21 protein-coding genes and 1 pseudogene are annotated in these 26205 nt (G+C 73.4%); 7 read left to right on the forward strand and 15 right to left on the reverse strand.

Annotation, left to right across the window (positions count from 1 at the left end; translation table 11 throughout):
* The 5 genes from IF83_RS0125640 to rarD all read left to right on the forward strand — a co-directional run.
* On the forward strand, window positions 1-297 hold a 297-nt coding region (locus tag IF83_RS0125640; RefSeq protein ID WP_030548069.1), incomplete at its 5' end, for a sensor histidine kinase.
* Window positions 298-539: 242 nt separating this feature from the next.
* The gene (locus tag IF83_RS0125645) at window positions 540-1199 is read left to right on the forward strand and encodes a response regulator transcription factor (protein ID WP_030548071.1); all 660 of its coding nucleotides are present in this window, start codon (window positions 540-542) and stop codon (window positions 1197-1199) included.
* 572 nt (window positions 1200-1771) lie between these two features.
* A complete protein-coding gene (locus IF83_RS0125650; RefSeq protein ID WP_030548073.1) occupies window positions 1772-3697 on the forward strand; it encodes a 2-oxoacid:acceptor oxidoreductase subunit alpha in 1926 nt (641 codons plus the stop codon).
* Window positions 3690-4829: a 2-oxoacid:ferredoxin oxidoreductase subunit beta gene (locus tag IF83_RS0125655; RefSeq protein ID WP_030548075.1), complete on the forward strand. Its 1140-nt coding sequence runs from the start codon at window positions 3690-3692 to the stop codon at window positions 4827-4829. Before IF83_RS0125650 ends, IF83_RS0125655 begins: the two co-directional genes overlap by 8 nt.
* 229 nt (window positions 4830-5058) lie before the next feature.
* The gene (gene rarD / locus IF83_RS0125660) at window positions 5059-6156 is read left to right on the forward strand and encodes an EamA family transporter RarD (RefSeq protein WP_051723407.1); all 1098 of its coding nucleotides are present in this window, start codon (window positions 5059-5061) and stop codon (window positions 6154-6156) included.
* A gap of 143 nt (window positions 6157-6299) precedes the next feature.
* Here the strand turns inward: rarD and IF83_RS0125665 are convergent, their stop codons facing one another.
* From IF83_RS0125665 to IF83_RS0125675, 3 genes are all read right to left on the reverse strand, one after another.
* On the reverse strand, window positions 6300-6710 hold the full coding sequence (locus IF83_RS0125665) for an ester cyclase (RefSeq protein WP_030548079.1): 411 nt from the start codon (window positions 6708-6710) through the stop codon (window positions 6300-6302).
* Window positions 6711-6812: 102 nt separating this feature from the next.
* Entirely contained in the window at window positions 6813-7412 is a 600-nt protein-coding gene (locus tag IF83_RS0125670; protein ID WP_051723409.1) for a Uma2 family endonuclease, read from the reverse strand.
* A 163-nt stretch (window positions 7413-7575) separates the two neighbouring features.
* Window positions 7576-8238, reverse strand: a complete 663-nt coding sequence (locus tag IF83_RS0125675; RefSeq protein WP_030548083.1) for an alpha-ketoglutarate-dependent dioxygenase AlkB family protein — start codon at window positions 8236-8238, stop codon at window positions 7576-7578.
* Window positions 8239-8528: 290 nt separating this feature from the next.
* Here IF83_RS0125675 and IF83_RS0125680 point away from each other — a divergent pair, with 290 nt between their 5' ends.
* Complete coding sequence (locus IF83_RS0125680; protein ID WP_078843871.1) at window positions 8529-9914, forward strand: M28 family metallopeptidase; 1386 nt, start codon at window positions 8529-8531, stop codon at window positions 9912-9914.
* A gap of 251 nt (window positions 9915-10165) precedes the next feature.
* Here IF83_RS0125680 and IF83_RS0125685 read toward each other — a convergent pair whose 3' ends face one another.
* The 10 genes and pseudogenes from IF83_RS0125685 to IF83_RS0125730 all read right to left on the reverse strand — a co-directional run.
* Complete coding sequence (locus IF83_RS0125685; RefSeq protein ID WP_347877125.1) at window positions 10166-11257, reverse strand: sulfite exporter TauE/SafE family protein; 1092 nt, start codon at window positions 11255-11257, stop codon at window positions 10166-10168.
* Entirely contained in the window at window positions 11254-11850 is a 597-nt protein-coding gene (locus IF83_RS0125690; RefSeq protein WP_030548089.1) for a rhodanese-like domain-containing protein, read from the reverse strand. Before IF83_RS0125690 ends, IF83_RS0125685 begins: the two co-directional genes overlap by 4 nt.
* Window positions 11851-12125: 275 nt before the next feature.
* The gene (locus tag IF83_RS0125695) at window positions 12126-13514 is read right to left on the reverse strand and encodes an MBL fold metallo-hydrolase (RefSeq protein WP_030548092.1); all 1389 of its coding nucleotides are present in this window, start codon (window positions 13512-13514) and stop codon (window positions 12126-12128) included.
* A 197-nt stretch (window positions 13515-13711) separates the two neighbouring features.
* Window positions 13712-14938: an NAD(P)/FAD-dependent oxidoreductase gene (locus tag IF83_RS0125700; RefSeq protein ID WP_394297377.1), complete on the reverse strand. Its 1227-nt coding sequence runs from the start codon at window positions 14936-14938 to the stop codon at window positions 13712-13714.
* A 167-nt stretch (window positions 14939-15105) separates the two neighbouring features.
* The gene (locus IF83_RS0125705; protein WP_244177206.1) at window positions 15106-16146 is read right to left on the reverse strand and encodes an ABC transporter permease; all 1041 of its coding nucleotides are present in this window, start codon (window positions 16144-16146) and stop codon (window positions 15106-15108) included.
* Window positions 16133-17200: an ABC transporter ATP-binding protein gene (locus IF83_RS0125710; RefSeq protein WP_030548098.1), complete on the reverse strand. Its 1068-nt coding sequence runs from the start codon at window positions 17198-17200 to the stop codon at window positions 16133-16135. Before IF83_RS0125710 ends, IF83_RS0125705 begins: the two co-directional genes overlap by 14 nt.
* Before the next feature lie 427 nt (window positions 17201-17627).
* Window positions 17628-19001 carry a LolA family protein gene (locus tag IF83_RS0125715; protein WP_030548099.1) on the reverse strand — a complete coding sequence of 458 codons (1374 nt, stop codon included), beginning with the start codon at window positions 18999-19001 and terminating at the stop codon, window positions 17628-17630.
* Between the two features lie 443 nt (window positions 19002-19444).
* Window positions 19445-20455: a polyprenyl synthetase family protein gene (locus IF83_RS0125720; protein ID WP_030548101.1), complete on the reverse strand. Its 1011-nt coding sequence runs from the start codon at window positions 20453-20455 to the stop codon at window positions 19445-19447.
* Window positions 20456-20757: 302 nt separating this feature from the next.
* Window positions 20758-21951 (reverse strand): NAD(P)-binding domain-containing protein, encoded by a 1194-nt coding sequence (locus IF83_RS0125725; protein ID WP_030548103.1) that lies wholly within the window; start codon window positions 21949-21951, stop codon window positions 20758-20760.
* 657 nt (window positions 21952-22608) lie between these two features.
* Window positions 22609-23826: pseudogene (locus IF83_RS0125730) on the reverse strand (carboxylate--amine ligase); the annotation flags it as partial.
* A 284-nt stretch (window positions 23827-24110) separates the two neighbouring features.
* Here IF83_RS0125730 and fahA point away from each other — a divergent pair.
* A complete protein-coding gene (fahA, locus tag IF83_RS0125735; protein ID WP_030548107.1) occupies window positions 24111-25334 on the forward strand; it encodes a fumarylacetoacetase in 1224 nt (407 codons plus the stop codon).
* Between the two features lie 76 nt (window positions 25335-25410).
* Here the strand turns inward: fahA and IF83_RS0125740 are convergent, their stop codons facing one another.
* The gene (locus tag IF83_RS0125740) at window positions 25411-25803 is read right to left on the reverse strand and encodes a PIN domain-containing protein (RefSeq protein WP_051723411.1); all 393 of its coding nucleotides are present in this window, start codon (window positions 25801-25803) and stop codon (window positions 25411-25413) included.
* Complete coding sequence (locus IF83_RS0125745) at window positions 25803-26084, reverse strand: ribbon-helix-helix protein, CopG family (protein WP_030548111.1); 282 nt, start codon at window positions 26082-26084, stop codon at window positions 25803-25805. Before IF83_RS0125745 ends, IF83_RS0125740 begins: the two co-directional genes overlap by 1 nt.
* Window positions 26085-26205: the final 121 nt, after the last annotated feature.

A 26205-nucleotide genomic window follows, 5' to 3' on the forward strand; every position in this document is an offset into this window, starting at 1 on the left:
GCCATCGAAGGCATCGCCTACTTCACCGTCTCCGAACTCCTCCAGAACATCAGCAAACACAGCCACGCCCACCACGCCACCATCGACATCTGGCACACCCGGAACCGACTCCTCATCCAGGTCACCGACGACGGCAAAGGCGGCGCGGCCGCGGCCATGACGGCCGACGGACCGGCGCCGGGAACGGGGCTGGCCGGGCTGGCGGAGCGGGTCGAGGCGGTGGACGGCGTCCTCGCCGTGGACTCCCCCGCCGGCGGCGGCACCGTGGTCACGGCCGAGCTGCCCTGGCGGGACTGACCGCCGGGGCACGGCGAAGGAGCACGACGCGGGAACACGGCGAAGGAGCACGGCACGGACGGCGCGGCGGGGGAGCACGGCCCCGCCCCTCGGCTCCGTCCGCGTTCGACCGGCGACAGGCGCGCGCCCGTATCCGATACCTGGGATGCTGGTGCCGACCGTCGGGGGAACGCGGAACTGGGGGACCGAACGTGAACGACACGGGCAGCACGGCACGGACGCGGGAGCGGGAGAACAGCAGGGTGCGCGTGGTCATCGCCGAGGATTCGGTTCTGCTCCGGGAGGGGCTGACCCGGCTGCTCACCGACCGGGGCCACGAGGTCGTCGCCGGAGTGGGCGACGCGGAGGCCCTCCTCAAGGTCGTCGGGGAACTGGCGGCCGACGCGGCGCTGCCGGACGTGGTGGTCGCCGATGTGCGGATGCCCCCGACCCACACCGACGAGGGCGTGCGGGCGGCGGTGTCGCTGCGCCGCGACCATCCGGACCTGGGCGTGCTGGTGCTGTCGCAGTACGTGGAGGAGCAGTACGCGACCGAGCTGCTGGCGGCGAGCAGCAGGGGCGTGGGCTATCTGCTCAAGGACCGGGTCGCCGAAGTGCGCGAGTTCGTCGACGCGGTGGTGCGGGTGGCCGGCGGCGGCACCGCCCTGGACCCGGAGGTCGTCGCCCAGCTGCTCGGCCGCAGCCGCAAGCAGGACGTGCTCGCGAACCTCACCCCGCGCGAGCGCGAGGTGCTGGGGCTGATGGCCGAGGGACGGACGAATTCGGCCATCGCGCGGCAGCTGGTGGTGAGCGACGGCGCGGTCGAGAAGCATGTGAGCAATATCTTCCTGAAGCTCGGCCTCTCGCCGAGTGACGGGGATCACCGCCGGGTGCTGGCGGTACTCACGTATCTGAAGTCCTGACCACCGCCCGGCCGGGCTGTCGTGCTCTCCCCGGAAGGGGCCGGGCGGGCTCCCGGTACGCCCGGGAGGCCGCTCCCCCGCCGGGTCCGCCGGGTCCGGGCCGGGCGGGCGCGGAGGCACGGCGGTACCGGGCGCGGGGTCCGCCGTCACGCCCGCGCGGGCCGGTGACCGGGGCGGAAGAGAGCCGGTCACCGGGGTGTTGGACCATGGGCCGGGCGGGGCGCGACGCAAGGGTGCACTGCGCCCCGACCGCGGGTTACCGTCGGTACGTCCATCGCCCGGGGCCGCGGACGCCGCGACTCCGCGGACGGAGCGGAGCGGGGCGGGACCGCGGGACGGAACGACGGCGGAGGGACGGAGGAACCAGCCATGGGCACCACCGGAGGCCGCCCGGAAAGGCACTGGGGAATGACGGAAATGACCGGTACTGGCCTTTCATGTCCGTCTCATAATCAAGTCCACCATATGAACTATCCAGGGAAGGCCACCCTTACCGACGTAGAGTGGCCAGCGGGACGGCCGGCCGACGTGTCCGGATCCCGGAGTCGCCGCCTCAAGGGAGGTCCAGTTCAGTGACCAGCCAGGTCAGTAGCCCAGCCGAGCAGGACGGCGGGGCAGCCGCCGGGAACCACGCGCCCGGCACGAAGGAAGTCCGCCGTCTCGACCGTGTGATCATCCGCTTCGCGGGCGACTCGGGCGACGGCATGCAGCTGACGGGTGACCGTTTCACCTCGGAGACCGCCTCCTTCGGCAACGACCTCTCCACGCTGCCCAACTTCCCCGCCGAGATCCGCGCCCCCGCCGGCACCCTGCCCGGCGTCTCCAGCTTCCAGCTGCACTTCGCCGACCACGACATCCTCACCCCGGGTGACGCGCCGAACGTCCTGGTCGCGATGAACCCGGCCGCGCTCAAGGCGAACATCGCCGACCTGCCGCACGGCGCGGAGATCATCGTCAACACCGACGAGTTCACCAAGCGCGCCATGGCCAAGGTCGGCTACGCCGCGAGCCCGCTGGAGGACGGCTCCCTGGAGGCGTACCGGGTCCACCCGGTGCCGCTGACCACGCTGACCGTCGAGGCCCTGAAGGGCTACGACCTCTCCCGCAAGGACGCCGGCCGCTCCAAGAACATGTTCGCGCTGGGCCTGCTGTCGTGGATGTACCACCGGCCGACCGAGGGCACCGAGCGCTTCCTGCGCAGCAAGTTCGCCAAGAAGCCGGAGCTCGCCGAGGCGAACGTCACGGCCTTCCGGGCGGGCTGGAACTTCGGCGAGACCACCGAGGACTTCGCGGTCTCCTACGAGGTGGCCCCGGCCGCCGCCGCGTTCCCCACCGGCACCTACCGGAACATCTCCGGCAACCTCGCGCTGTCCTACGGACTGATCGCCGCGTCTCAGCAGGCGGACCTTCCGCTCTACCTGGGCTCGTACCCGATCACCCCGGCCTCGGACATCCTGCACGAGCTGTCCAAGCACAAGAACTTCGGTGTGCGCACCTTCCAGGCCGAGGACGAGATCGCCGCCATCGGCGCGGCGCTCGGCGCGGCCTTCGGCGGAGCGCTGGCGGTGACCACCACCTCCGGCCCCGGTGTGGCGCTCAAGTCCGAGACCATCGGCCTCGCGGTCTCCCTGGAACTGCCGCTGCTGATCGTCGACATCCAGCGCGGCGGCCCCTCCACCGGCCTGCCCACCAAGACCGAGCAGGCCGACCTGCTGCAGGCGATGTACGGCCGCAACGGCGAGGCCCCGGTACCGGTCGTCGCCCCGGCGACCCCCGCGGACTGCTTCGACGCCGCCATCGACGCCGCCCGGATCGCGCTCGCCTACCGCACCCCGGTCTTCCTGCTCTCCGACGGCTACCTCGCCAACGGCTCCGAGCCCTGGCGCATCCCCGAGGTCGAGGACCTGCCCGACCTCACCGTGCGCTTCGCCTCCGGGCCCAACCACGAACTGGCCGACGGCACCGAGGTGTTCTGGCCCTACAAGCGCGACCCGCACACCCTCGCGCGCCCGTGGGCCGTGCCCGGCACCCCCGGCCTCGAACACCGCATCGGCGGCATCGAGAAGCAGGACGGCACGGGCAACATCTCCTACGACCCGGCCAACCACGACTTCATGGTCCGCACCCGCCAGGCCAAGGTCGACGGCATCGAGGTCCCGGACCTCGTGGTCGACGACCCGTCCGGCGCGGCGAAGGTGCTGGTCCTGGGCTGGGGCTCGACCTACGGGCCCGCCACGGCCGCGGTCCGCCGCGTCCGCGCGGAGGGCCGTTCCGTCGCCCAGGCCCATCTGCGCCATCTCAACCCCTTCCCGCGGAACCTGGGCGAGGTGCTGGAGCGGTACGACAAGGTCGTCGTACCGGAGATGAACCTCGGCCAGCTCGCCGCGCTGCTGCGGGCGAAGTACCTGGTCGACGCCCGCTCGTACAACCAGGTCAACGGGATGCCGTTCAAGGCCGAGCAGCTTGCCGGCGTGGTCAAGGAGGCCATCGATGACTGAGACAGTGGCGGAGGGGGCGACCGCGGGGGCGGCGAACGGCAGGTCCGGCGCCCCGTTCGAGGCGCTCTCCCTCGTTCCCCGGGCCGGGGCCCCGCAGTCGATGAAGGACTTCAAGTCGGACCAGGAGGTCCGCTGGTGCCCCGGCTGCGGTGACTACGCCGTGCTGGCCGCCGTGCAGGGCTTCATGCCCGAGCTGGGGCTGGCCAAGGAGAACATCGTCTTCGTCTCCGGCATCGGCTGCTCCTCCCGTTTCCCGTACTACATGAACACCTACGGGATGCACTCGATCCACGGCCGCGCCCCGGCGATCGCGACCGGTCTCGCCTCCTCACGGCGCGACCTGTCCGTCTGGGTCGTCACCGGCGACGGCGACGCGCTCTCCATCGGCGGCAACCACCTGATCCACGCGCTGCGCCGCAACGTCAACCTCAAGATCCTGCTGTTCAACAACCGGATCTACGGGCTGACCAAGGGCCAGTACAGCCCGACCTCCGAGGTCGGCAAGATCACGAAGTCGACGCCGATGGGCTCGCTGGACGCGCCCTTCAACCCGGTGTCGCTCGCGATCGGCGCCGAGGCGTCCTTCGTCGCCCGCACGGTCGACTCCGACCGCAAGCACCTCACCGAGGTGCTGCGCCAGGCCGCGGCCCACCCGGGCACCGCGCTGGTGGAGATCTACCAGAACTGCAACATCTTCAACGACGGCGCCTTCGAGGTACTGAAGGACAAGCAGCAGGCGCAGGAAGCCGTCATCCGCCTCGAACACGGCCGGCCGATCCGCTTCGGCCTCCCGTGGAGCGAGGAGGACGGCGGCGACGGCCTCGGCTCCAAGGGCGTCATCCGCGACCAGGCCACCGGCGACCTCCTCGTCGTCGACGTGACGGCGGAGAACGCCGCCGCGGTCCTGGTCCACGACGCCCACGCCACGTCCCCGACCACGGCCTTCGCCCTCTCCCGGCTGGCCGACGCGGACACCCTGCACCACACGCCCATCGGCGTGCTGCGCAGCGTCGAGCGCCCGGTCTACGACACCCTCATGGCCGACCAGCTGGAGGCCGCCGTCGAGCGCCACGGCAAGGGCGACCTCTCCGCCCTCCTCCACGGCAACGACACCTGGACCGTCGCGGGCTGACCGCCCGCCCCACCCGGGCTCCGAGGTAAGGGCCGCCGCCCCTGGGCAGCGGCCCTTACCCATGCCCGGCCCTCGCCCCTGCCCCTCGCCCCTGCCCCTCGCCTCTCGCCCCTCGCCCCTCGCCCGCTCGCGTCATGACCATGGAGCGATACGGACATGACAGGGCCCCCTCGGCGGCGTTACCGTCGTTGCTGTCGCCGTGCCGCCCCTGGAGGAACCCTTGAAGCCGATGAGCGAGCACCGGACCGGGCTGGCCTACGGGTTCGCCGCCTACGGGATCTGGGGCCTCTTCCCGCTCTACTGGCCGCTGCTGGAACCGGCGGACGCGGTGGAGATCCTGGCGCACCGCATGGTGTGGTCGCTGGCCGTGGTGGGGCTCGTCCTGCTGGTGCTGCGCCGCTGGTCCTGGCTGCGGCCGCTGCTGCGGCAGCCCCGGCGGATCGGGCTGATCGCCCTGGCCGCCGCGGCGATCTCGGCCAACTGGGGCCTGTACATCTGGAGCGTCAACTCCGGCCATGTCGTCGAGGCCGCCCTCGGCTACTTCATCAACCCCTTGGTCAGCATCGCCTTCGGTGTGCTGCTGCTGCGCGAGCGGCTGCGGCCCGCGCAGTGGGCGGCCGTCGGCATCGGCGCCGTGGCCGTCCTCGTGCTCACCCTCGGCTACGGCGAGCTGCCGTGGATCGCCCTCTCGCTGGCCTTCTCCTTCGCCTTGTACGGCCTGGTCAAGAAGCACGTGGGGCTGGACGGCCTGGAGTCCCTGGCCGCCGAGACCTCCCTGCAGTTCCTGCCGGCCCTGGGCTTCCTGCTCTTCCTGGGCTCGCGCGGCGAGAGCACCTTCACCACCGAGGGCACCGGGCACGCCCTGCTGCTCATCAGCGCCGGCGCGGTCACCGCGCTACCGCTGGTCTGCTTCGGCGGCGCCGCCGTCCGGCTGCCGCTGTCCACGATCGGCCTGCTGCAGTATCTGACGCCCACCGCCCAGTTCCTGCTGGGCGTCGCCGTCTTCCACGAGGAGATGCCGCCGGAGCGATGGGCCGGCTTCTCCCTGGTTTGGCTGGCCCTGTCCGTGCTGACCTGGGACGCGCTCCGCACCGCGCACCGGACCCGGGGCGACCTGCGCCGGGCGGGCGCCGCGGCGGCGGAGAAGGCCGCGGCGGAGGCGGAAGCCGCGGCGGACGCGGCGGCGAAGGCGGGGGCGGGCACCGGGCCCAACACCGCTCCCGGCGGCGCGGAGCACCCCCGTACGGAGCTTCCGCCGGCGGGCCCCGTCACGCAGGCCGAGACGGCCGCCGCCCGCGCACAGGCCCAGGGGCCGGCGGGTTCCTGAGACCCGGGCGGCGGGCCGGGGCGCGGAGGGCGGCGGGCCGGGGCGCGGCGCGCACGGAGCGATGGGCGAGGTGCCGGGCGGGATGCGCCTGCGGGCGCGCACGGAGCCGGCCCTCTCAGCCCTCGCCAGGGCCGTAGGTCCCGTCAGCCGCCGAGCGCGCCGAGGCGGGTCATCATGCCGAGGACGTCGGAGACCACCCAGTACTCGGCGAAGCGGCGCCCCTCGGCGCGGAAGATGTCGTGGCCGGTGAAGCTGATCCGGGTACCGGGCGGGGCGGTGGTGCCGGGGATTCCGCCCTGGTAGGTGCCGTGGAAGGTCCACCGGGCGGCGAGCCGGTCGCGGTCGATGACCGGGCCGACGTCGAGGGTGGTGTTGATGTCGCTGAAAAGGGCGTGGGACCGGCGGATCGCGTCGACGGCGCCGTCCGGGCCGTGCACGTCGCGGTCGGGCCAGTGGCCGGTGAAGCCGGGGCTCAGGATCTCGGGCGCCAGGTCGAAGTCGCCGCCCCAGAGGTCCTGCAGCCAGTGCCGGTAGAGCTGTTCGAGATGGTCCATGCGGTCCAGTCTGGGACGGCCCGGGGCCCGCGTCACCCCGGAGGACGCCGCCGGGGCGGGCGCACTCCGCGCCGCCGGGCCGGGGGCACTCGGCCCCTTCCCTCAGTCCTCCAGGTCGTCCAGCAGCGCCGTGACGTCCAGATCCACCGGGAACGCCCCGCCGACCTCGACGCTCTGCTTGGCCGTGACGCGCTGGACCTCACGGTAGGTGTCCCCCGAGAGCTCGTGCACCAGCACGGTCGGTTCCGGTTCGAGCTCGATCCGCCAGTAGGCGGGAACCTTGGCCTGGGCGTAGAGCGCGGGCTTGAGAATGCGGTCGGCCGCCCGGTTGTGCGGCGAGACGATCTCCGCCAGCAGCAGCACGGCCTCCAGGGGGACCGCGACGGTGTCCCGCCGGACGGCCGACCGGTCCACCACCACGATGTCGGGAATGAACAGCCGCGACTCACCGACCACGTTGGACGCCGCTGCGACGAGAAAGGGCGCACCGGCGGCGGCGATCGCGTCCTCGATACGGTGGACGAGGCACGTGGAGGCGATCTGGTGCGCCCAGCCGGGCGCGGGGGACACCATCAGGACACCGTCCACCACCTCGTACCGGGCGCGTGCCGGGTGCTCGGGGAGGGCGAGGACTTTGTCCACGGTCCAAGGGCCTGCGTGGTCGTCCACGCACGGGTGCCGCATGACGCTCTTCTTCGTCATCACCGCGTCCTCGTATGCCTCGGCACAGCGCCCCACGCCGCTGTGCATCCCGCCAACTCTCGGCTACCAGACATATCTGCGAGGGCGAACCCGCACGGAACACCCGAACTGGTTACTGCGGTCCGCGGCGGCTTGACGGCGGGGGCATCGGCGGTCAGCCCGCTCAGTCCGCCGGGAGGCCGGTCTCGCGGAGGGTGATGTTGAGGCGGCCGGTGAGGCCGAGGGCCGGGTCGGCGGTGCCCGGCAGGGTCTTCGGGACGGCGTGGTACGCGTAGCGGGAGGGGCCGCCGAAGACGAACAGATCGCCGGAGGCCAGTTCGAGGTCGGTGTACGGCTTGGTGCGGGTCTCCGTGTTGCCGAAGCGGAAGACGCAGGTGTCGCCGAGGGAGAGGGAGACGACCGGGGCGGCGGAGCGTTCGTCCTTGTCCTGGTGCATGCCCATGCGGGCCGTGGCGTCGTAGAAGTTGACCAGCGCGGTGTCGGGGGCGTACGCGGCGCCGGCCGCCGGGTCCCCGTAGGCGTCGGCCACGGCGCGGCGGCCCAGTCCGGCCAGCCAGTCCGGCAGTTCGGCCACCCGGCCGCCGCCCGCGTCCACGGCGGTACGGGTGTAGCGGTACGGGGACCAGTGCCAGCCCAGGCAGACGGTCCGCACGGACATCACGCCGCCGCGCGGCAGCCGGGTGTGCCGGATCGGCACCGGGCCGCGGGCCCAGTCCCGGCAGGCGGCGACCAGGCGGCGCTGCTCGGCCGGGTCGAGCCAGCCGGGCACGTGGACCGCCCCGGGCGCGACCTCCCGTCGGGCGGGCGGGAACAGGCCGTCGGTCATACGGCGAGCCTAGGCGTCGGGCCGGGTTCACCGCGTCCGGCCGCCCGGGGGCGGCCGCCGCGCGGTACCCGCCCCGGTCGGCCTCGGGAAGAACCTTGACGCCCGATCGTGTCCGATTTCCGAACAGTCCGGTCCGGATTGCGTCTTGACGGGATGGCGGCGCGGAGCCGACCATCATGCTCACGTCAATCGAACGTTCGTTGAACTCCCGCCCCGCGCCCACCCAGCGCGGGGCGGCCCGCGCGGTCCGTCATCCACCCGTTCGCACCCCGTCCGGAAACGGAGCCCCCATGCGCCCCACTCCTCCGCACCCTGAGCACCGTGAGCACCGCCCCGCCCGAAGACCACGTCCGCGCCCCCGCCGGACCGCCGTGGCCTCCGTCGCCGCCGCCGTGGCGCTGCTCGCCCCGGCCGCCGTCGCGTCGACCGCGTCCGCCGCGGAGGCCGCGCCCCGGGCGTCCGCCGCCGCGGCCCCGGACATCCCGCTCTCCGCCGTCAAGGCGCATCTCACCGATCTGCAGTCGATAGCCTCCGCCAACGGCGGCAACCGCGCGCACGGCCGGCCCGGCTACAAGGCCGCGGTCGACCACATCAAGGCGAAGCTGGACGCCGCCGGGTACACCACCACCGTCCAGCAGTTCACCTCGAACGGCTCCACCGGCTACAACCTCATCGCCGACTGGCCCGGCGGCGACACCGGCGACGTCCTCATGGCCGGGGCCCACCTCGACTCCGTCAGCAGCGGTGCCGGGATGAACGACAACGGTTCCGGTTCGGCGGCCGTCCTGGAGACCGCGCTCACCGTGGCGCGCGAGGGCCACCAGCCGGACCGGCATCTGCGCTTCGGCTGGTGGGGCGCGGAGGAGCTGGGCCTGGTCGGGTCCAATTACTACGTCCGCAATCTGACGAGCGCCCAGCGGTCCTCGATCGGCGGCTATCTCAACTTCGACATGATCGCCTCGCCGAACCCCGGCTACTTCGTCTACGACGACGATCCGGCCATCGAGAAGGTCTTCAAGGACTTCTTCGCCGCCAAGGGCGTGCCGACGGAGATCGAGACCGAGGGCGACGGCCGCTCCGACCACGCCTCGTTCAAGAACTACGGCATCCCGGTCGGCGGGCTGTTCACCGGCGCGAGCCGCACCAAGACCTCGGCGCAGGCCCAGAAGTGGGGCGGCACGGCCGGGCAGTCGTTCGACAACTGCTACCACTCGTCCTGCGACACCATGGCGAACGTCAACGACACCGCCCTGGACCGCAACAGCGACGCCCTCGCCCACGCCGTCTGGACCCTCGGCGCGGACGGCGGCGGTGGTCCGGACGACCCGTCCGGCTCTTACGAGAACACCGCCGACGTCACCATCCCCGACGGCACCTCGGAGGCGGTCTCCGCCATCGAGGTCGCCGGCCGCACGGGCAGCGCCCCGGCGGCGCTCAAGGTCGGGGTCGACATCAAGCACAGCTACCGGGGCGACCTGGTGATCGATCTGCTGGCCCCGGACGGCACCGCATACCGGCTGAAGGACTCCAGCAGCTGGGACGGCGCCGACGACGTGGTCACGACCTACACGGCCGACGCCTCGGGCGAGACGGCGAACGGCACCTGGAAGCTGCGGGTGCGGGACGTCTACCGCCAGGACAGTGGCTACATCAACGGCTGGAAGCTCACCTTCTGAGGGGCCCGGGGCCGGCCTCACCGGCGGCCCCGGTTCCGCCCCGGACCGGGCACCGGCGCACGCCTGTACGCGCGGCCCGGCGTCCGCCCGTACCGGTGCCCGGGAGACGGCCGGTACGGGGCGGTGCCCCGGCACACACGAGCCCGCGGTGGCACGGTACGTACCGTGCCACCGCGGGCTGTGCCGCGCAGCGGGCGGCCCCTCTCGCTCCGGTGACCGGGCCTTCGCCCGGGTGACCGGGCTGGAAGGTGTCAGGCCCGGTGCGAGCCGGTGCTGCCGGCCCGCAGCCGCTCGCGCCGCCGGGTCTCGGCGTCGCCCTCGGCGCCGTCCGGCCCGTGGCCCGGGGCACCGGCCACCGTGTCCTTCGCGGCGGGCGCGGCCCCGGCATCCCGGGCAGCCCCGGCCTCCCGGGCCGCCTTCGCGTCCTCGCGGGCGGCGATGTCGCGTTCCGCCGGGCAGCCGGGGCCGTCCTGGCCGGCGGCGGTACCGGCGGTGCCGGCGGGGCAGCTCTTGCGCCGGATCCCGAAGATCAGGAACGCCGCGAGAACGGCGACCGCGGCCCAGGTGACGGGGCTGGTCAGCACCGTCTCCCGGATGTCCGCGCTGACCTGCTGGCCGAGGACGAAGACGCCCATGACGACCACGAACCAGCCGAAGCCCTTGCGGAGGGTGTCCTGCGGGATGCGTCCGGCGACCCGTCCGCCGATCAGGCTGCCGACCACGGCCGCGGCGGTGACGATGCCCGCCAGACCCCAGTCGATCTGCACGCTGGAGAGGTAACCCGCCAGTCCGGCGAAGGACTTCATGGAGATCACCAGCAGCGAGGTCCCCACGGCCACGCCCATCGGCAGCCCGCCCAGCAGGGCCAGGGCCGGGACGATGAGGAAGCCGCCGCCGGCGCCGACGAGACCGGTGACCAGGCCGACGACCACACCGTCGACCAGGACGTGCAGGACCGGCATCTCCTCGTGCTTGCTCTTGAGCTCCTTCTTGCGGCCCTTGAGCATGGCGACCGCCGTGGCGAGCATCATGAGGGCGAAGGCGATGAGCAGCACGGTCCCCGGGATGAACTCGGCCAGCCGGCCGCCCCCGTAGGCACCGATCATGCCCGCCACACCGAACAGCAGTCCGGTCCGCCAGCGGACCCGGCCCGCACGGGCGTGCGACACCAGGCCGGCGAGCGAGGTGACGCCGACGACCAGCAGCGAGGTGGCGATGGCCGCCTTCGCCTCCATGCCGGCCAGGTAGATCAGGATCGGGACGGTCAGGATGGAGCCGCCGCCGCCGAGGATGCCGAGGCTGATCCCGATGAGCAGCGATCCCGCGATGACGAGTGCTATCACGCGCGGTCACCCCGCAAGGACTGGATGACGGTCTTGAGGTCCGTCTTGGGCCCGCGGTTGTAGGGGAGCTTGGAGAGCATCATCCCCATGGCGCAGGTGTTGCTGACCGCCGCGAAGGTCAGGCCGGCGCCGACGAAGGTGCCGACCAGGTGCCAGCCCGGGAAGAAGACCCCGGCGACGCCGCTGATCAGGACGATCAGGCCGGCGACCAGCCGGACCTGGCGCTCCAGGTCCCAGCGGTCGGCCCCGCGCCTGACGTCGCCGCCGGAGGTCTCCCAGGCGACCATGCCGCCGTCGAGCACCCGCAGGTTGGGGAGGCCGGCCTCGGCCAGCGCCTGCTCGGCCTGGGCCGCGCGGCCTCCGGAGCGGCAGATCAGCACGACGTCCTCGTCCAGGTGCGACAGCAGCTCCTGGCGGTGCTCCTTGAGGGTGTCGAGCGGGACGTTGTAGGAGCCGGGGATGTGGACGCTCTGGAACTCGCCCGGAGTCCGAACATCCAGCAGGCGGGGGCCTCCGCCGTCCCGGATCAGCGCCTGCAGGGCGCCCGGACCGAGCTTCGCGGTGGTGGTGTCGCCCGTGGAGTTGGGGCTCATATCTGGATCCTCACTGTTTCGGGGGTGTGGGTGCACTGGGGATGCACCGGGGTCATTGGGGTATTGACCGGTGGTCTCAGGGCCCGGAGGTCTTCCGGGAGCGGGCACCCGGCCCCGGGGGCCGGGTGCCCGCGGGCGGCTCGCGGGTAACGGGGGATGCCGGCGAGCCGGCGGGCTCCGGCGGCGGAGTCATCAGGGCAGGACCTCTCCGCCGCCGGCGCCCGGTACGGTCCGTGCCCCGGGGGGACGGGCACGGGCCGCGCTGGGGGCCCGGGTCAGGAACGGGCCGCGGGCTCGGGCAGCAGCAGCCAGGCGCCGTAGCCGCCGAGCAGGTCCGAGACGTCGCCCAGGCCGGCGTGGCGCAGCAGGCTGGCGCCGATGGACGAGCGGTGGCCGCCCGCGCAGTGGACGACGACCGGGCGGTCCGCCGGGATCTCGTCCTTGCGCTTGGCCAGCTCGGCGAGCGGGATGTGCAGGGAGCCCTCGATGTGGCCCTCCTCGCGCTCACCGCCGCCGCGCACGTCCACGACCACCGGGGCCTGCTCGGAGGCGAGCGCCTTACGGAGCTCGTCCGCGGTGACCCGGCTGGCCTGGGTCATCTCCGCGGCCAGGCCGGGGAAGACGCCCTCGGGGTCGCGCAGGTAACCGGCCACGTGGTCGAAGCCGATCCGGGCGAGCCGGGTGACGAGCTCCTCCTCGCGGTCCTCCGGGGCCACGACGATGATCTCCGCGTCCGGGGCGACGACCGAGCCCGCCTGCTCGGCGAAGCGGCCGTCGGCCGGGACGTTGACGGAGCCGCGCAGGTGGCCCGCGGCGAACTCCTGCGGGTCGCGGCCGTCGACGATCACGGCACCGGCGTCCCGGCGGGCCAGGAACTCCTCCGCGGAGAGGGAGGGCGCCGTGGTGCTCGGGTCGAACAGCTCGTGCGTCTTGCGGTTGAGGATCGCGTCGTAGACGAAGTAGCCGGGGGCGGAGGGCTGGCCCGCCGTGACCACGGCCAGGAACTGGTCCTCGTCCATCGGGGCGCAGGCGTAGTTGGTCGCGCGCTGCTCGCCGATGGTGGACTGCCGCTGGGTGGAGAGGTTCTTGCCGCAGGCGGAGCCGGCGCCGTGGGCCGGGTAGACCCGCACCTCGTCCGGGAGGGCCATCAGCTTGTTGTGGACGCTGTCGTAGAGCATCCGGCCCAGCTCATCGGCGGTGACGCCGATGGAGGCGAGCAGGTCGGGGCGGCCGACGTCGCCGATGAAGAGCGCGTCACCGGTGAGGACGCCGTAGGCGACCTCGTCGTCCGCGTGCTCGTAGACCAGGACGCTGACGGACTCCGGGGTGTGGCCCGGGGTCTCCATGATCTCCAGGGTCACGTCACCGAGGCTGATGCGCTCGCCGTCGGTCAGCTTGCGGCTCTCGTACTCGGTCTCCGCGCGCTGCCCGTAGCCGATCCAGGCGCCGGTGCGGTCGGCGAGCTCCAGGTGGCCGGCGATGAAGTCGGCGTGGAAGTGGGTGTTGATGACGCCCACGATGGTGAAGCCGCGGTCCTGGGCGTCGGCCACGTACTCGGAGACGTCACGGCGGGGGTCGACGACGACGGCCTTGCCGGTGGTCTCGTCGGCGATCATGTACGAGGCCTGGGAGAGGCAGTCGAGGTAGTACTGGGCGAAGAACATGCGGAGCCTCCGTGTCGGAATCTCTCGGGTCTCGGATACCTAGGGGGGTATATAAGAAGGTAAGCGATACCGGGCCGGGTATATTTCCCGGCTCGCGGCGGGTTATGCGGAAAATCAGAAATCAGCAGGTCAAGCGTGGGTGCGCGGGGCGCCGACGGGCCCCGGCCGGTCGGACGCGGCCGGTCGGAGACGGCCGGTCAGAGACGGCCGGTCATCATCCCGCGCCAGTACACGACGGGCAGGACGTAGCGCTTGAACACCCACATGTCGCGGCGTTCCTTGAAGGTGTTGATGCCCGGGAAGCTCGACGCCGGCTTGAGGTCGTAGTCGAACTCGGCCAGCAGCATCTTGTCGCGCGCGGTCACCAGCGGGCACGAGGTGTAGCCGTCGTACTCCTTGGCGGCCTCGGAACCCTTCATGGCGGCGACCATGTGGGCGACCACCACGGGGGACTGCTTGCGCACCGCCGCGCCGGTCTTGGACGTGGGCAGGTTCGCCACATCGCCGAGCGCGAAGATCTCCGGGTGGTCCGGGCTGCGCAGGGTGTGCTTGTCCACCTTGACGAAGCCGTACGGGCCCTCGGCGAGCGGGCTCGCCTTCACCCAGTCCGGAGCGCTCTGCGGCGGGACGAGGTGCGCCATGTCGTAGGCGAGGGTCTCCTCGGCACCGGTCTTCTTGTCCGTGACCGTCAGCTCGCGGCGCGCGCCGTCCACGGCGGTCACCTCGGACTCGTACCGCACCTCGATGCCGTACCGCTCGACGACCTTCTCCAGCGCCCTGGTCCACACCGGGACCTTGAAGAGCTTGGGGTCGGGGATCACGAAGACGATGCGGATCTTGTCCAGGACACCCTGCTTCCGCCAGTAGTCGGCGGCCAGATAGGCGATCTTCTGCGGGGCGCCGCCGCACTTCAGCGGGGTCGCGGGGTGGCTGAAGACCGCGGTGCCGGAGCGCATGCCCTTGATGAGCTCCCAGGTGTAGGGGGCGTACTCGGGCGAGTAGTTGCTGGTCACGCCGTCGTGCCCGACGGCCTCGGCGAGGCCCGGGACCTTGTCCCAGTCGAGCTGGAGACCGGGGGCCATGACCAGGTAGTCGTAGCCGATCCGGCCACCCCCGGCGAGGGTCACCGTACGGGCCTCCGGGTCGACCGCCGCGGCCGCCTCCCGGACCCAGTGCACGCCGTCCGGGATCAGGGACGCCTCGCTGCGCCGGGAGGTCTCCAGCGGGGCCTGCCCGCCGCCGACGAGGGTCCAGAGCGGCTGATACCAGTGGGTATCGGAGGGATCGAGTACGGCGATGTCACCGACGCCCGCGCGACGGAGCCGGGCCGCGACGCTGATGCCGGCCGTTCCGCCGCCGACGACGACCACGCGGTGATGGCGAGTGGAGCCCGTGGGTTCCGTGGAATGGGGGGACAAGTCCAGAACCTCCTTCCGATACCCCTATGGGTATCCATGCCAGGGAGCGTAAACCACACGCGGCAGGGTTGGCAAATACCTCAGGGGGTATACGGGCCCGGCATGTCGCGCGCCCGGCGTCCCTGCCGTCCGGGACCCCCGGCCGGCGGTGCCCGGCACCTGCGCCGGCACCGTCACACCGTGATGTCCCGGTTGGAGAAGCGTGCCCAAGCTACGGAGCCGAAGACCGCCGCGTACAGGGCCTGAAGGCCCAGGTTCCGCAGCAGCTCCTCCCAGTGGACGGGGGCGCGGAGGAGGTCCGCGAAGCTCAGCCAGTAGTGCGGGAAGAGATAGGGGTGCACCGCGTCGAGCTGCGGAATGGTGTTGACGATCTGGACGGTGATCAGCAGCCCCACCGTGGCCGCCATCGCCGCGATCCCGCTGTTGGTGAGGGTGGAGACGAACAGGCCCAGCGCCGCGAACCCGGTCAGGGAGGCCGCGACGGCGACCGCCACGGCCAGCGCCCGCAGCAGGCCCTCGCCGAAGGAGATCGTCGTCCCGGAGATCAGCGTGACCTCGCCGAGCGGGAACAGCAGGGCGCCCACCGCGAGCGCCGAGACGGCCACCGTCACCGTCGCGACCAGGCAGAAGGCCAGGACGGCGGCGAACTTGGCGAGCAGCAGCCGGGTCCGGCCCGCCGGTGCCACCAGCAGATAGCGCAGCGTGCCCGCGCTCGCCTCACCCGCGATCGCGTCCCCCGCGACGACGCCGACGGCCAGCGGGAGGAAGAGCGGAAGCGTGGCCGCCAGGCCGGTGAAGACGAGGAAGAGGCCGTTGTTGGTGATCTGCGTGAGGAACGCCGGACCGCCGCCACCGTGGCCGCCGCCGACGGATCCGCCGTCGCCGGTCTCGATCCGCACCGCGATCCCGATCAGCAGCGGCACGGCGGCGAGCACCCCGAGCAGCGCGAGCGTCCGCCAGCGGCGGAAGACCGTCACCAACTCGCTGCGGAAGAGGCCGAGGGCCCACAGGGGGCTGGGGTTGGGTGCGCCGGTCCTCCCGGCCCGGCCGGCCTGTCCCGTCCGGACTGCCGGCTCCGGCCGGACTGCCGGCTCCGGCCGCACCGTCTGCCCCGGCCGCACCGTCCCCTCCGTCCACCCCGTTTGCTCCGGCCGCTCCGCCCGCACCGTCTGCTCCGTGCGCTCGCCGCGCCCGGTGCCGTCAGCCCGCGACATCGAATCCCTCCCCGGTCAGTGCCACGAACGCGTCCTCCAGCGAAGCCCGTTCGAGGCCGAAGCCCCGGACCCGCACGCCGTCCCGGACGAGCGCGGCGTTGAGGTCGGCCGGGTCGAACGCCCCGGCCTGCCCCGGCGGGCCTTCGGCCGGGCCGTCCGGACCCTCAGGACCAGGTGCGCCGTTCCGCGGGCGGGGCGGGGAGCCGGCCGGCGGCTCGCCCGTCACCCTGCCGTCCGTCACCACCAGGTTCGTCACCCCGTGCTCCTTCAGCACCCGGACGGCGTCCGCCGTGTCCGGTGTGGTGACGGACAGCCGGCCGCGCGCCCCGGCCGCCAGTTCGGCGACCGGGCCCTGCACCACCAGCCGCCCCCGGGCCATCACCGCGGCGTGGGTGCACACCTGCTCGATCTCGTCCAGGAGGTGGGAGGAGAGGAACACCGTGGTGCCGTCCTCCGCCACCTCCCGTACCAGGGCCCGGATCTCCCGCATGCCCTGCGGGTCCAGGCCGTTGGTCGGCTCGTCGAGCACGAGCAGCCGGCGCGGGCGCAGCAGGGCCGCGGCCAGGCCGAGGCGCTGCTTCATGCCGAGGGAGTAGGCCCGCGCCTTCTTGCTCCCGGCGGCGGCCAGCCCCACCCGCTCCAGGGCCGCGGCGATCCGGGCGTCGCGGGTGCGCGGATCGGCGTCCGGGTCGGCGGCGTCCAGCCGCCGGAGGTTGTCGCGGCCGGAGAGGAATCCGTACAGTGCGGGGCCCTCGATCAGCGCGCCGACCTGCGGCAGCACCCGGCGGGCGGCGCCCGGCATCGCGGCGCCGAGCACCCGGGCGGTACCGGAGGTGGGGCGGATCAGGCCCAGCAGCATCCGGATGGTGGTGGTCTTGCCGGAGCCGTTCGGCCCGAGGAAGCCGAAGACCGAGCCGGCGGGAACGGTGAGGTCGAGCCCGTCGACGGCCAACTGCCCGCCGCGGAACCGCTTGGTGAGACCACGGGTCACGATGACGCTCCCCCCGTCCGCCCCGCCCGCGCCCCCGGCGGTGTTGGCGGCGGTTTCGGCCATGGCATGGCCGGATCCGGGTGCGGCTGCGGTTCCGGGAGCCCCGGAGGTCCGGGGGGCGCCGGGGCTCTGCCCGGCGGCTCCCGTCGCGGCGGCTCCGGTGGCGGGCCCGGCCGCCGTCCCGGTGGCGCTCGCGTTCCCGGGCTCGGCGGGGGGCTCGGAGGCGCCGGTCCCGGTCCCCGTTCCGGACGCGTTTCCGGCGTCGTCCCCGGTTCCCGTTCCGGTTGTGCTCCGGGCGGCGGGCGGCTGCTTCATCGTTCTCCTGTCCGGCCGCGGGTGCGGCTGCGTCCGGCACGCGGGCCGGGGGCGTACGGCAAGGGAGGCGTACGGTACCGGCGGCCCGGCCCGCCGCCCCGTATCCGGTGGAACGGCGCGCTGCCCGCCCGGGATTCGGGCGGGCAGCGCCGGTGGTGCCGGGACCGTGCGGCCCCTACTCCGCCTTCTCGGCCTTCTCGGCGGCCTTCACCAGCGCGGCCTTGTCGACCGCGCCCGCGTAGACCCCGCCGTCGTCCGTCATCAGGACGTTGACCAGCCGGGTGCTGAAGACCCGGCCGGTGCCGAAGTCGCCGCGGACCCGCTCGCCGAAGCTGTCGAGCAGCTGCTCCGCCTCGGCGGGAAGCTCCTCGCCGCCGGGGCCGCGCTTCCCCGCCGGGGCCTGGAGCTGCGCGACGCTCGTCCAGCCCTCACCGATGACGTTCAGCCCGGCGGAACCGATCTCCCCCGCCTTCGGGGCACCGTGCCGGCCGCGCTCACCGGCATCGCCGTTCTCGCGGTGTCCGGCGTGCTTCCCGGCGCGCTCGCTCAGATCCTCCTCGGTGACCTTCGTGCCCTTCGGGGGCTTGAACTCGAAGGTCTCCGCCGCCGGCTTGCCGAAGTCGACGGACGTGAAGCCCACGTCGATCGCGGCCTTGCCGCCGCTCCTGGGCGTCAGCGTGAACTTCAGCGGCACGCCGTTCTCCGCGTCCACCGAGATGCGGACCGCCTCGACCGTGGACTCCGGGGCCTTCGGCATGATCACGAGCTGGTAGGCGTCCCGGCCGGCGATCTTGGCCGTGCCGTCCACCTTGACCGTGGTCGTCTCGTCGACGGCCTTCAGCGCGTGCTCGGCGAGCTGGCGCGGGGTGGCGTCCGCCATCCCTTCCGGCAGGCCGTGCTTGCCGTCCTGCCCCTTCTTACCGTTCTTGTGGTGCTCGGCGTGCTCGCCGGCGTCGTGCTCCGGAAGCGCCGCGTGGTACGCGGAGTTGCTGCCCGAGTCGTACGCCCAGAGGTCCTCGCCGTTGTGGATGACGCTGTACTCGGCGGCCTTGTCCATGATCGACAGCCGCTGCTTATCGGGACCGTCGGCCGCGACCCGCAGCGTGTGCGAGCCGGACGCCAGCTCCATCAGCTTCGCCTGCGGATCGGCGGGCGAGCCCTGCTCGTCACCGCCGCTTCCCGGGCCCGCGACTCCCCGGTCCCCGTCGGGTCCGTCGCCGCCGTGGCCGGCCCCCAGCCCGCCGAAGCCGCCGCTCCCGCCCCCCATCCCGGGCAGTGCGGGAAGGCCCAGATCAGTGTTGACCTTGACGGTCCCGGACAGCCGCTCGGTGTCCGACTCGGCCATCCGCTCGATGAGTTCGGCCGCGGTGATCTTCGGCAGGTCGGGGCTGCCCGAGCTGGCGATGGCCGGTACGAGACCGATGCCCGCCACCGCCACTCCGGCCACCGCGACCGGCACCCCCCAGCGCGCCAGTCCGCGCGCCGGTGACGACGGAGTGCCCTCGCCGTCCCATGTGTCGGTGGTCTGTGTCGGTCGCTTTCCTGGCATGTGCCCTACCTCCGTGGTCGGCGGCGGTTCGCGGAGCGCCTTCGGCCCCGCCGCCCGGAGTTCCGGGCCGGTCGGGGCGCTGCCCACCCGGTTCATTGTCTCCCGAGTCCGCCGCGTTCGTAGTCCCATCACACCAAAGAGAGCGGCGCGGGGCGTCAACCGACGGCAGCAACTTCGCGTAGTCCCAGGGGAGGAGACCTCTACGCCCCCGGTCGCGTTCGCTACCACCGATGGCGCAGCGGCCCGTAGGGGTGGCCCGGCCACCGCTCGGACCGGGACCCGACCGGAGGGCTCGGTCTCCGCGGACCACAGGGCTCGGAATCCGAGGCTCCCGGGGCTCGGGCTTCGCGGCCGACGGGAACTCCCCGGCGCGCACCCTCCACGGCCGGGCCGGCACGGCACACGGCGCTCAACCCGCCCGGCACTCCGCCGGGCCCGGGGCGTCAGCCCGCCCGGTGCACCACCGCGTCGCACAGGCTCTCCAGCGCCGCCTTCGCCGGTCCGTCCGGCAGCGGGCCGAGGGTGGCGCGGGCCTCCTCGGCGCAGCGCACGGTGTCCTGGCGCGCCTGCTCCAGTGCCGGGTGCGCGCGCAGCCGGCGCAGGGCCTCGGCCACCACCGCGTCGTCCGTGAGGTCGCCGTCCAGCAGCGCAACCAGCTCGCGGTCCTCCGGGCGGCCGTGTCTCCCGGCCGCCGCCCGCAGATGCAGCACCGGCAGCGTGGGGATGCCCTCGCGGAGGTCCGTGCCCGGGGTCTTGCCGGACTCGCTGCTGTCGCTGGCGATGTCCAGGACGTCGTCCGCGAGCTGGAAGGCGGTGCCGAGCCGCTCGCCGTACTGGGTGAGGACGTCCACGACCGGCTCGCCGGCGCCCGCCATCATGGCGCCGAAGCGGCCGGCGACGGCGATCAGCGAGCCGGTCTTACCGGCGATCACGTCGAGGTAGTGGGCGATCGGGTCGCGCCCGGCACCCGGCCCGGCGGTCTCCAGGATCTGGCCGGTGACCAGCCGCTCGAAGGCCTCGGCCTGGATGCGGACGGCCTCCGGGCCGAGATCGGCCAGCAGGTGCGAGGCGCGGGCGAAGAGGAAGTCGCCGGTGAGGACGGCCACCGAGTTGTCCCAGTTGGCGTTGGCGCTGGGCACGCCCCGGCGCACATCCGCCTCGTCCATGACGTCGTCGTGGTAGAGCGTGGCGAGATGCGTCAGCTCGACGACGACGGCGGACGGCACGACGCCCGGCGCGTGCGGATCGCCGAACTGCGCGGCGAGCGTCACCAGCAGCGGGCGGAACCGCTTGCCCCCGGCCCGGACCAGATGCTGGGCGGCCTCGGTGATGAAGGGCACGTCGCTCTTGGTGGCCTCCAGCAGGCCCTCCTCGACAGCCGCCAACCCGGCCTGGACATCGGCTTCCAGAGCCTGGTCCCGCACGCTCAGCCCGAAGGGCCCGACGACGGTCACGAGGGGTTCTCCTGTCTGCGGACGACCCCGCGGCGGCTCACGCACGGTCCGCGGAATGTCGATGTATCGCTGTCACGGCCATCACCATCACGCGCAGCGTATCCGGTCGCCCGACGATCACAGCGGGCGCCCGTTCGCCCGGCGGGACCGCCCGGAGCGCCTTCCCGCGGCGGCTCCCGGCAGTCGGCCGCGGCGGACGGTACCGGATGTGTTCTTGGTCACGCCGGAGGGGCCCTCGTTCCCCTCCGGTCCCGTCCGCGACGGCGGCCCCGGCCCCCGCCGGCCGGTCCGCCGGCCGCCCGTCACCAGCAGTCGGCGGCCACCGCCTTCGCCAGCCGCGGTGAGGCGTACTCCGTACCGCAGACGAAGCGCATCACCGGCCCGTACGAGAACGCCGCCGGCAGTCCGGTGAAGTAGAGGCCGGGGAGCGAGGAGCGGTAGCCGGCGCGGAGCCGGGGGGCGCCGTGGTCGGCGGCCAGCTCGGTGCGCAGCCCGGGCCCGAGGAAGTCCATCGCGGCCAGGTCCACGCGGTAGCCGGTGGCGGCCATGACGTGGTCGGCGGAGAGTTCAGCGGTGGAGCCGTCGAAGCCGGCGACGGCGAGGACCGGACGGCCGTCCTCGATCCGCGCCGCCCGGATCGCGCGCACCGCCGTCACGGGGACGCGGCCCTCGAACCGCTCCCGCAGCCACCAGGCGCCGAGCGGGCCGAGCACCCGGCGGACGAGGTGGTGCCGGAGGCGGGCGGGCAGCAGACGGTACGCGTCCGCGTAGTGGCTGACGGCGTGCAGGGACCAGGCCCGGCCGAAGGGCGAGTCGGGGCGGAAACGGGGCTGCCGCCAGGGCGGGGAGCCGAAGCCGACGGCGCCCCGGCCGCGGGCGACGACACGGACCTCGGCCCCCGCCTCCCGCAGCAGTGCGGCGTTCTCCAGCGCCGACTGCCCGGCGCCGACGACCAGCACCGACCGCCCGGCGAAGCGGCTCGGATCGCGGTGGTGGGAGCTGTGCGAGACGGGGCCGGTGGCCGAGGGGCCACCGGGGACGGCGGCGGCCAGCGCGGAGGGGATCCGGGCCAGCCCGCTGTGACCGGTGGCGACGACCACGGCCCGGGCGGTGAACTGCTCCCCGGAGTCCAGCTTCAGCTCGTAGCCCCGGCCCTCCGCCCGCCGCTCCACGGAGACCACCCGGACCTGCTCCAGCCGGGGCACCAACTGCTCCTGGAACCAGTCCCCGTAGGCGGTGAAGGTCTCCACGGGGATCAGGTCCTCGTCGGTGACGAGCCGGGGGATGCCCGCCGCGTCGCAGTAGTCGGCGAGGGTGTGCCCGTTCTGCGGCGCGTCGATGTTCGAGGCGGCCGGGGTGGATTTGAGGATCATCCCGGCGGGCATGTGCTCGCGCCAGCCGGCCATCGGGGAGCCGAAGACCCGCACGGGGAGGGAGCGGGCCCGCAGATGGGCGGCCGTCGACAGCCCGTACGGGCCGGCCCCGATGACGGCCACGGGACCGGGATACGCGGCGGAGGAACCGGCCCGGCCGGACCGGCCGGACGGGCCCGGAGCGGTCGCGCCGGACCCACCGGACGGGCCGGAGGGACCGGACCGGCCGGACGGGGCCGAAGCGGTCGCGCCGGACTCACCGGCCAGGCCGGAGGGGCCCGAGGAGCCGGAGGAGCCGGAGGAGCCGGAGAGACCGGGCTCACCGGCCGGGCCGGGAGAACCGGGCGCGCCGGAGGGGCCGTTGAGGGCGGACTCACCGGACGGGCCGGGCCCACCGGGCCCACCGGACCCACCGGACGGCGACGACGGCACGGAGGAGGCTGCGGGACTGCTCACGGACGATTCCCTCCCGGGGACATGACGGGCTCGGCACCGGCGGAAGGCTCCGCGGCGCCACGTGCTGCTGATACGTCATCCGGCTTTCCGCCGGGGTCTGCTGCCGGCCCGGCGGCCGAACACCGCCCGGACGGCGGCCGTCCGCGCATGACGGGCCGCCACCCTCCGGACGGCCGCACTCGGGAGCGCGGTACCCGGGACCGCCGCACCGCGGTCCCCCGCGGCCGCGTTCCCGGCGGCGCCCCCGGCCGGCGTACTCCCGGCCGCCGGACCACTGGCCACCGGGCCCCGCCGCCGCCCCGCCCGTAACCGCGCGGCCCGCGACCGCTTCGCGCGCCGCCGTTGCAGCAGATGCCGGGCGCCGGGCCGGACGAAGCGGGCGAGCATGGTGAAGAACGGCTTGAGGTCGTCCCTGGCCAGCCAGGCCAGCTCCGTGCCGGAGGGCCGCGCCGGGGCGTGCGGGGTGGTGTAGCCGCTGCGCCGGTAGGCGAGGAGCGCCGGCAGGTCGATGTTCTCCACGACGAAGCGGTGCCCGGAGCGCTGCGCGGCGCCGGGCACCGGGCGGCCGGTGAGGTCCAGGTGCTGGGCGCGGACCACGTCGACGCCCGCGGCGTTCTCGAACAGCCGGAACTGGGCGCCCATCCGGGGGTTGAAGTCGAGCAGCTTGTACCGGCCGTCGCGGCGGTCGTGCCGCAGGTCGAGGTCGATGATGCCGGTGAAGCCGATGCTCTTGATGAAGCGCGCCGCGAGCGCCGCCAGTTCCGGGTTGTCCACGACGTACGCGCTGGCGGTCATGCCGGCGTGCGGCGGCCAGGAGCGGACCTTGACGCCGGTGAAGAGGGCGAGCGCGTCGCCGTGGGCGTCGAAGTAGCCGTGGACGATCCAGTCCTCGGCCTCCTCGCGCGGCAGGTACTCCTGGAGCACCACCCCCGGCCGGGGCCCCCAGCCCTCCGCGAGCCGCAGCAGCTCGGCGGGGCCGCCGATCCGGGTGGTCCCGGGCACCGCCGGAGCGCTGCGGCGGACGAACGCCTCCCGGTTCTTGGCGACCACCGGGAAACGGGCAGTGGCCGCGAACTCCTCGATGTCGGCGTACGAGTCGGGGAAGGCGGCGGCGGGCGACGGAACCCCGTGCTCGGCGCAGAGCTCGTGCAGGCCCTGCTTGCTGGCCAGCCGGCGCGGCAGCCCCGGTTGGACCCGGGGGAAGAGGAAGTGCTCCGCGAGCGCCCCGGCGTGCTCCGCGATGAGCACCGCCGCCTCCTCGTCGGTGGGCACCAGGACCGCGGGGCGGCCGATCTCCCGCCCGACGTCGAGGAGTTGGCCCACCAGCTGCTCCGGGGCCTCCCGGCCCGTCGTGGGGCGGACGAAGGCCCGCCGCAGATAGCGGGAGACGGCCGCGGGCGTCCAGCGGTCCTCCGTGAGGGCGTACATTGGCACGCCGAGTCTGCCGAGACTGCGGATGGCGCCCACGCCGCCGTGGTGCAGCGGGTAGTCCCCGATCTTGACGATCAGCCCGGGCACGGCCCGGTCAGCCCGTAAGGGCACGCTTCGGCTCGCCACTCCCCCGCCCCCCTCGGCCACAGCGGCCAGCGGCCCCCCGCTGTCCGTGACCCGCTGGGAAGTTACTCCGGAATGTCCGCTTCCAGCAATGCTTTTCCGGACATTGCACATTCTGCACACTGTTTCCGCCCACTTCAGGGCGGATCTCCTTCGCCTGGGATCGCATCGGCCCGGCCCTCGATCAGACCCCGAGCCCGGCGCACCCGCCCCTCGGCCCCGTAACCTGAGGCCGAGCACGCTTGAGGCGACATGAAGGCGAGGCAGTGTCCATGCCCCAGCAGGATCCGTTCGATCTCGCGAGACCCGCGGTCAACGACCGCGACGATCTCTACGGTGCGCACAACCTGCCCTACGGCGTCTTCAGCACCCCCGACGAGCCCGGCCGCAAGCGCATCGGCGTGCGCTACGGCGACCGCGTCCTGGACGTGCACACGGCCGCCACCGCCCTCGGCTCCCCGCACGCCGACGTGCTGGCACACCCCACCCTCAACCCGCTGATGGCCGCCGGACGCCCCACCTGGCGGGCCGTCCGGGCGAGCGTGGCCACCTGGATCGGCTATCCCGCCATCGAGCCGTTCCTGCATCCGCTCACCGAGGTGACGCTGCACCTCCCCTTCGAGGTCGCCGACTACGCCGACTTCTACTCCAGCGAGCACCACGCCACCAACGTCGGGCGGATCTTCCGGCCGGACGGCCCCGCGCTCACCCCCAACTGGAAGCATCTGCCGATCGGTTACCACGGGCGGGCGGGCACGGTCGTCGTCTCCGGCACCCCGGTCATCCGCCCGAACGGCCAGCGCCTGGCGGGGGACACGCCCGTCTTCGGCCCCACCCAGCGGCTCGACATCGAGGCCGAGGTCGGCTTCGTCGTCGGCGCGCCCTCACGGCTCGGCGAGCGGGTGCCGCTCTCCGCCTTCCGCGAGCACGTCTTCGGCGTCTGCCTGCTCAACGACTGGTCCGCCCGGGACGTCCAGTCCTGGGAGTACCGCCCCCTCGGACCGTTCCTCGGCAAATCCTTCGCCACCTCGGTCTCCGCCTGGGTCACCCCGCTGGACGCCCTCGACGCGGCCCGGATCCCGCCGCCCCCGCGCGACCCCCGGCCGCTGCCGTACCTCGACGACACGGCGGAGGCCGAGCCCGGCGGCTTCGACCTCCGCATCACGGTCGCCGTCAACGGCCACACGGTCGCCGAGCCGCCGTTCTCCGCCATGTACTGGACGGCGGCCCAGCAGCTCGCTCACCTCACCGTGAACGGCGCCTCCCTGCGCACCGGGGACCTCTACGCCTCCGGCACCGTCAGCGGGCCGGAGCCGCACCAGCGCGGCTGCCTGCTGGAACTCACCTGGAACGGCCGCGACCCGCTGGACCTGCCCGGCGGCAAGCGCGCCTATCTGGAGGACGGCGACGAGGTCACCCTCACCGCCTGGGCCCCGGGCCCGGAGGGCACCCGCCTCGGCCTCGGCGAGGTCACCGGCCGCATCGTCCCGGCCTGACCGCCGCGGCCCCGCCCGCCCGGGGCCGTTCGGAAGCCTGCGGGGCGGGGCCGCGGACGGTCCGTGCGGCAGGGCGTCAGACCGCCAGAACCGGATGCTTGAAGGCGTCCAGCGCCTCCAGCAAGCTCCGGATGTCGCCCTCGTCACCGGTCACGACGGGTGCCCGGTGGACGACAGCGGTTGCCGCGACGATCGCGTCGACAGCGTCGTCCGTGCCGGTTTCCCGCAGCGCCCGCGCGGCCAGATCGGCTATCTCCCGGTCGGCCCGGTGCAGCTCCGCGGCTTTCAGCACGACGTGCAGGCCGTGCTGCCGGGGATCGGCCCGGTACACCTGCACATACACCGGGACCGGGACGAGAAGCGTCCGCCGGGCCGCGACGAACGTCTGGTGCAGGAGGCAGAAGCGCCCCTGCTTCCGCTGCGCCGCCACCAGGGCACCGGCGTCGTACACCACGAACGCACCGGCCACTACGAGGCCCTTCCCAGCTGCTCCTCGCCGTGCCTGCGGTCGAACTCCTCCACCTCGTCCAGAAACGCCGCGACGTCACGCTTGTCCTGATCGGACAGCGGACCGTGCTCGGCGATGGACTCCGCCAGCAGGCGCTGGGCCTCGGCGAGATTGCGGGCGGCGTCCAGATCCCGTCTGGCGGCCTCGGTCAGTATGGCCGAGATGCTGGTGTTCTCCTCCCTGGCCCGCGCCCGCAGTGCGCGCTCCAGATCGGCCGGGACACTGATGGACAGCTTGCCCATGACACTCTCCTCCATCCGCCGGATACCACCGCCATACTACCTGTACAGGCCGCGTTCCGAAGCCCTGAGCCACCGCTCGGGCGCCGCCCCGGACACCGGACACGGCGACGGGCCGCCGCCC

The organism is Streptomyces albus subsp. albus, assembly GCF_000719865.1.
Classification (GTDB): domain Bacteria; phylum Actinomycetota; class Actinomycetes; order Streptomycetales; family Streptomycetaceae; genus Streptomyces; species Streptomyces albus_E.